The sequence below is a fragment of the Nostoc sp. genome, assembly GCF_036917775.1.
Taxonomy (GTDB): Bacteria; Cyanobacteriota; Cyanobacteriia; order Cyanobacteriales; family Nostocaceae; genus Nostoc.
The window spans coordinates 40,128-46,413 of record NZ_JBALEQ010000042.1; the positions used below are offsets into that span (position 1 = coordinate 40,128).

Genomic DNA, 6,286 nt, shown 5'->3' on the forward strand with positions numbered 1-6,286 from the left:
TATTTTACAAGTAGGTAAGATAATTTTATAGGTAAACATAATAAAGTAAATTATGCAACTAGAAGATTACTTCGACTTTCAGCGTCCTGATGATATTAGGCTCAAAGGTACAAGAGTAGGAATTGAAACTATACTCTATGATTTCATCCATCGGTGTCGGACTCCAGAGGAAATTTCTCAAAGTTATCCATCAGTATCTTTAGAGCAAATATATGCAACTATTCTTTATTACCTGCATAACAAGGAAGCAGTCAGTGTTTACATAGCTAATTGGCTAGAACATAGTCACCGAATGCGAGAAGAACAGCGACGCAATCCACCGCCAGTTGTAACCAAATTGCTAAAACTGAAAGCTGAAAGAGAAGCAATGAAAAAAATACATGACTCTCAAATATCTTCTTGATGAAAATGTTGATAAAGTCTATAATCGCCAGTTTCTCCAACGCAACCCTACTTTAATGATGTGGGTGGTTGGTGATCCTGGCGCTCCTCCTAGAGGCACATTAGATCCAGAAATATTATGCTGGTGTGAGGAATATAACTTTATTTTAGTCACAAATAACCGTACATCTATGCCTGTACATTTAGCTGAACATATCGCGCAAGGGCGTAATATACCAGGTATTTTTATTTTGAATAATAAATTAACTATCGGTCAGACTATTAGTGAATTAAGTCTAATTGCTCAAGCATCTTTTAATGATGAATATCAAAACCAAATTATTAATTTACCGCTACTTTAATAACAATGTCACAGAAGAAACTGCTAAGGATTCTCATCAGGTAATAGTACAATGTCTAAGCTAGTTTTGAGGCTAAAAAAGTTGGGTTTAGTTCCTCAGCCCAAGATTATCAAGGCTTTTTTGGGTTTCGCTGTCTGATGTGGTGGCGGACACGGGAAAAGTGACATACTCTCGAAATTGTGAATAGTACAACGGTATTAAAAATGCAGAATGAGTAAACAACGTATTGTTGAGATTGTAGAATATAACCCTCAATGTCCTCGTTTTTTTTCATAACTAAGCACTATCATCATAGAAATAAACTCACACTTATTTAAGAAAAAAACAGGGCTTACGCAGATGTAAGTCCTGTTTAAATTTTCTGATAAAGCTGATTTAACTAGTCCACGGTTAACTGAGAACTTCAGTTATTCTTTTATGGCTTTTTCACAGCTTCAACTTTTGCTTCCACCTTCACAGTCTTCACACCTTGAACTTCCTTAGCCAAAGTTTCAGCTTTCTTGAGTTCTTCAGCAGAAGTCGCTGTGCCTTTGAGGATAATTTCACCCTCTTTGTTTTCAACCTGTAACTTATTGCCTGGTAAGCCTTTGTTCAACTTGGTGCTAACTTCAGTTTTTAAGTCGCTTTTAACTTTTGTTGCTGCCGTTTTTTCAGAACCGATTTTAACTTTAGTATCTGTGCTAGTTGCTAAAGGAGTTGTTTGTATTCCTGGAACTTTGGCAGCTTCATTTATCTGTGAAGCTGGTTTTGCTGGTACTTGAGCAGCTTGATTAGTAGTGCTAGGAGTTTCCGAACCAGTTTTAGGAGCCTCTTGGCAGCCAAAAGTACCAACTACCAAAATGCTACTAACGATTAATAGAATTAGCTTTTTCATTATCTATCTCCGAATTGATTACTGGAAGCAATTAATTTGTGTGTCATGGTGAGGAGCAGATGTTAAAAAGCAATTAAATGTGAAGTAGCAAAAGTGTCCAAGCAATTACTCAGGTTACTGGAAATTGAAACTTGAACGATTTGTTTAGGCTAAGATTTTGCAGCCATTTGGAGAAGCACCAATTCAATTTTATTGACAGTTGCTTACCAAGATACCTCTATATACGTACTGTAGCTCCTATGAATTTAATGTAGATGCTGAGGAGCTTTTCCAATGATAAACTATGCAGCCTTAAAGTAGTAAATCGATGTTATCAGATTTGGATCAGTTTGGCGATGTCTACGCCTATGCAGCTCAAAACTTCATGTTTTTGCAATACTGTGCCAGCAAAATTACCAACAAAATGTTACTTTAGAAAACTATGGCTTACTTAAAATGCCCTAAATATTCAGGAAATATCAGCCAATGCCCTACCTCACTTCTGCCAGCGAAATTAGTGCTATTGTCGCTGAATACACCAATGTCAAAACACTGTGGATCGATACAGAAGTAGCTGACTATAAAAGTCGTAATCCTAGACTATCGCTGATTCAGGTGTTAGATAATCCTCAAGATATGAGTGGCGATCGCGTCTATCTTTTAGATGTGCTAGACCAACCTAATATCATAGCTGAATTTATTCAAAAAATTATGATAAATTCTGCCATTGAAAAAGTTTTTCATAATGCCAGTTATGATCTAAAATTTCTCGGTAACAAGAAAGCTAAAAATATTACTTGCACTTTAGAAATGGCAAAAAAAATTCCCTATCATATTTTGCCATTACCTAACTATCAACTCAAAACCATAGCTACAGCACTTTGTAGCTTTAACAATATCGATAAACAAGAGCAAACCAGCGATTGGGGAAAACGCCCCCTGACTGAAGAACAGATAGAGTATGCTTATCTAGATTGTATTTATCTGGCTCAAATCCACTCAAATTTATTAGGTTTACAAGCCAAAGCCAACCCCGAACCCGCAACGGAAGATTTAATATCACTAAGTACTAGATACTCACAACTTGAACAACAATGGAAGTTGTTGAATTCAGAATTTGAGCATTTGCAAGAACGCATGAAAAAAGCGATGCAAGCTCAGAATATATCTGAAACTTATTATCATAAGCTGACAAGTTACGATCGCACTACAGTCAAAGCTACTTTTTCAGAATTGGCCAGGCTAGCACAAACCCAAGATATTGATTTAGATTTTCCCATCACCCTAACTCAGAAACTCCAAAAAGATTTAGGCCCCAATCTAGAACAACTGTCTGTAGATATTGAAAAAACTACTTCTTGGCGGTTAACTCCCAAAACTCAAGAGAGTGAAACAGAAGATGAGTAAATTGTCCATAAGGCTACAAATGTCATAATTTATGGCTTATTGTTTATAGCAAATCTTAAGATTTCAAATATATTTTTTTCAAAAAGTATCTTAAAAAACATGAGCCACAGTAGCTTTCTGCTCAGAAATCCATTGTCAAGAAGTAAAGAGATGACAATAACAAAGAGCTGAATTGACAATTTTTATACTTTATAATTGATGTTTTTCCCTTAATATAACTATTAAATAAATATATTGAATATCTGGTAAATTTGTTAATTGACTTGAAATGTCTATCCAAAGTTAGAATAACCATTGAGTTAAAAAATTAAAATCTAGATTTTGGTACTAATTGCGTTCAGGTGTTATGGCAGTTTATATTAAATTATGAGACGGCGTTTATTTAGACAAAAGCGAACAAGGGTAAATCAAGTATTTACTATAGCTATTTTTACTACATTGACAGCAATTAGCAGTGTTTCTTGTAGCAAGAATGACAGTGTTTTGGTGACAGAAATAGGAGTTAGTACACCTAGCCGTCGTTCAGCTACAGCATCCAGAGGTGGGGAATTCTATCTTCAGGGAAAGAATCAGCATTTAAACGGCGATTTACAAGCTGCGATCGCATCCTATAGTAAGGCAATTAGCCAAAACTCTCAATATGGCGCTGCTTACAACGGGCGGGGATTAGCCTACTTTGATTTGGGAGACAAAGAAAAAGCGATCGCAGATTACAATCAAGCCCTCCGCATCAACCCTAACGACGCTGAAGCTTACAATAACCTGGGCAATGCCCGCGCCTCACTAGAAGGTAACAGAGAAGCGGTTAAAGATTACAGTGAAGCGATTCGCCTTAATCCCAACTACGCTGAAGCCTACAACAACCGGGGAAATGCCCGCGCCGCCAATGGAGACAGAAAAGGGGCAATAGACGATCTCGGTCAAGCGATTCGCCTTAATCCCAGATATGCGATCGCCTATAATAACCGAGGAAATGCCCGTGCTGCCAATGGAGATCCAACGGGTGCGATCGCAGATTACAATCAAGCCATTCGCCTCAACCCTAACTTTGCCCCTGCCTACAATAACCGAGGAAATGCCCGCGCCACCAATGGAGATAGACAGGGGGCACTCAAGGATTTAGAAAAAGCAGCGAGCATTTTTCAAAGTCAGGGTAACAACGACTTATACCAACAAGTGATGAAAAACATCAAAGAACTGAGACAGTAGGTAAAAGGACAGGGGGCAAGCAGGGAGCAGGGGAGCAAATAACAGGTGTAGGTTTTTAACACCAGAAGCAAAGATGAAATACGCTCAACAACCCCAGCAAGACAAACAACGTGTTGCGATCGCTTGGCATAGATCCTGATTCTCTCACCTGAATTGCTATCAAGATTCATTTATAAAATAAAGATGTACTAATAACTGAGGAAGAGTAAACCCATCATGCTAGAGTACAATCCATTAGCTTGTTTGCCTTCATCAGAGGAACTGCCAGACTCTGACGATACGCCAGTGGATAATGAATTACAAGATTTGATTCCCGGTTTACTCAAAGCGCTTCTGGCAATGGCTTGGCCAGAGCGCATGGATTGGTTTTTTGGTGTAGATATGGGTATTTATTATGACCCAGATTTACCAGCGATAGTCCCAGATGGGTTTTTGAGTCTGGGCGTTGAGCGATTTTATGATGAAAACCTCCGCCCCAGTTATGTACTTTGGGAAGAAAAGAAATTACCGTTATTCATTTTGGAGGTAGTATCTAAAACATACCGTGGTGAGTACTCGACCAAAAAAGCAGAGTATGCAAGATTGGGAATTTTGTATTATGTAGTTTACAACCCATTTCGTCGCCGTAAGCCACGTTTAGAAGTTTACAAATTAGTTAACAATGTTTATGAATTACATGATGGTAATCCAGTTTGGTTGCCAGAAATAGGTTTAGGAATTGGCATCGAACGAGGAACTTATCTAGGCATACCACGGGAGTGGATGTATTGGTATAACCAGCAAGGGCAAAGGTTTTTAACACCAGAAGAAGACAAAAAACTTGCTCAACAAGAAGCTCAACAAGCGCAGCAAGAAGTTCAAGTCTTACGAGAACGGTTGCGATCGCTCGGCGTAGATCCTGATTCTCTCACCTGAATTGCTATCAAAATCTATTAATGAAATAAATCCCATAATCATGAAGACGCGATAAATCGCCGTCTCTACAAAGGAATTATTTTTGTAGAGACGGCGATTTATCGCGTCTCTTGCCTTAACCGAACAACATTGCGAGGTTCACAAATGAAGCTCAAAGGTTCACGAATGAAGCTCAAAGGTTCACAAATGAAGCTCCGAGGTTCATCAACGAAGCTCAAAGGTTCACGAACGAAGCTCCGAGGTTCATTAACGGGGTTCAAAGACTCATTCACGAGTATAAAAGACTCGTCCACGAATATCAAAGACTCATTCACGAGTATCAAAGACTCGTCTACGAGTATCAAAGACTCGTCCACGAATATCAAAGACTCTCGCGCGAGTATCAAAGACTCGTCCGCGAGTATAAAAGACTCTCGCGCGAGTATAAAAGACTCGTCTACGAGTATTAAAGACTCATTACAGCAATTTTCATTTATTTAGAAAAAACTCTCGCATTCTTCTTTGCGTCTTTGTGCCTTTGCGTGAGATAAAAAATCTTTTGGTGCTGTAATTACGAATTACGAATTACGCATTACCCTATCAAGACTTGCACTCACACTTTCAGCGTGTGGTGATTTCAATCGCTGCAAAATCTCTAAAGCTGGTTGCAAATAGGATATCGCTTTAGTGTATATTCACCCTGCTGTTCTGCCAAATGTCCTAACCACCACAGAGTCATTGCTTTGCCTTGGACATTACCAATGCGTTCTTTGATTTCCAAAGACTGATTGAAAAGTGCGATCGCTTAATCCACTTCCCCTTTGTGGCGTAGATACTCCAGACAGTGCAACGTCGCCGCTTTGGTTTGGACATCCCCAATGCGTTCAGTTATTTCCAAAGACTGATTGAAAAGTGCGATCGCTCGCTCTACTTCCCCTTTGTTGGCATAGAGGATTCCCAGACAGTGCAACGTCGCCGCTTTGCCTCGGATATCACCAATGCGTTCAGTTATTTCTAAAGACTGATTGTAGAGTGCGATCGCTTCATCCACTTCCTCTTCGTCGGCGTAGATCATTCCCAGTAGATGCAACGTCACCGCTTTGCCTTGGACATCTCCAATGCGTTCAAATATTTCCAAAGACTGATTGAAAAGTGCGATCGCTTCATCCACTTCCCCTTT

The 6,286-nt window shown here is 39.1% G+C and carries 8 protein-coding genes; 5 read left to right on the top strand and 3 right to left on the bottom strand.

The annotated features are described in order from the left end of the window. Positions 1–52: 52 nt before the first annotated feature. Both V7K69_RS06995 and V7K69_RS07000 read left to right on the top strand, forming a co-directional pair. Positions 53–403: a DUF433 domain-containing protein gene (locus tag V7K69_RS06995; protein ID WP_335032643.1), complete on the top strand. Its 351-nt coding sequence runs from the start codon at positions 53–55 to the stop codon at positions 401–403. Continuing rightward, positions 381–743 (top strand): hypothetical protein, encoded by a 363-nt coding sequence (locus tag V7K69_RS07000; RefSeq protein ID WP_335032645.1) that lies wholly within the window; start codon positions 381–383, stop codon positions 741–743. The genes V7K69_RS06995 and V7K69_RS07000 overlap by 23 nt, the downstream gene beginning before the upstream one ends. A gap of 415 nt (positions 744–1,158) precedes the next feature. On the opposite strand, the gene V7K69_RS07005 is transcribed toward V7K69_RS07000, so the two are convergent. Further along, positions 1,159–1,617, bottom strand: a complete 459-nt coding sequence (locus V7K69_RS07005; RefSeq protein WP_335032647.1) for a BON domain-containing protein — start codon at positions 1,615–1,617, stop codon at positions 1,159–1,161. A gap of 465 nt (positions 1,618–2,082) precedes the next feature. On the opposite strand from V7K69_RS07005, the gene V7K69_RS07010 reads away from it, so the two are divergent. The 3 genes from V7K69_RS07010 to V7K69_RS07020 all read left to right on the top strand — a co-directional run bounded on the left by V7K69_RS07010 (position 2,083) and on the right by V7K69_RS07020 (position 5,127). Next, positions 2,083–3,003 carry a ribonuclease D gene (locus tag V7K69_RS07010; RefSeq protein WP_335032649.1) on the top strand — a complete coding sequence of 307 codons (921 nt, stop codon included), beginning with the start codon at positions 2,083–2,085 and terminating at the stop codon, positions 3,001–3,003. A 366-nt stretch (positions 3,004–3,369) separates the two neighbouring features. Beyond that, entirely contained in the window at positions 3,370–4,212 is an 843-nt protein-coding gene (locus tag V7K69_RS07015; protein WP_163926618.1) for a tetratricopeptide repeat protein, read from the top strand. Positions 4,213–4,428: 216 nt separating this feature from the next. Beyond that, entirely contained in the window at positions 4,429–5,127 is a 699-nt protein-coding gene (locus tag V7K69_RS07020) for a Uma2 family endonuclease (protein WP_335032652.1), read from the top strand. Positions 5,128–5,761: 634 nt separating this feature from the next. Here V7K69_RS07020 and V7K69_RS07025 read toward each other — a convergent pair. Beyond that, positions 5,762–5,887 (bottom strand): hypothetical protein, encoded by a 126-nt coding sequence (locus tag V7K69_RS07025; protein WP_335032654.1) that lies wholly within the window; start codon positions 5,885–5,887, stop codon positions 5,762–5,764. A 24-nt stretch (positions 5,888–5,911) separates the two neighbouring features. Further along, a partial coding sequence (locus V7K69_RS07030; protein WP_335032656.1) for a tetratricopeptide repeat protein occupies positions 5,912–6,286 on the bottom strand: 375 nt, incomplete at its 5' end.

Coding starts and splice junctions, on each gene's coding strand:
- V7K69_RS06995 (WP_335032643.1), top strand. CDS start 53: ATGCAACTAGAAGATTACTTCGACTTTCAGCGTCCTGATGATATTAGG.
- V7K69_RS07000 (WP_335032645.1), top strand. CDS start 381: ATGACTCTCAAATATCTTCTTGATGAAAATGTTGATAAAGTCTATAAT.
- V7K69_RS07005 (WP_335032647.1), bottom strand. CDS start 1,617: ATGAAAAAGCTAATTCTATTAATCGTTAGTAGCATTTTGGTAGTTGGT.
- V7K69_RS07010 (WP_335032649.1), top strand. CDS start 2,083: ATGCCCTACCTCACTTCTGCCAGCGAAATTAGTGCTATTGTCGCTGAA.
- V7K69_RS07015 (WP_163926618.1), top strand. CDS start 3,370: ATGAGACGGCGTTTATTTAGACAAAAGCGAACAAGGGTAAATCAAGTA.
- V7K69_RS07020 (WP_335032652.1), top strand. CDS start 4,429: ATGCTAGAGTACAATCCATTAGCTTGTTTGCCTTCATCAGAGGAACTG.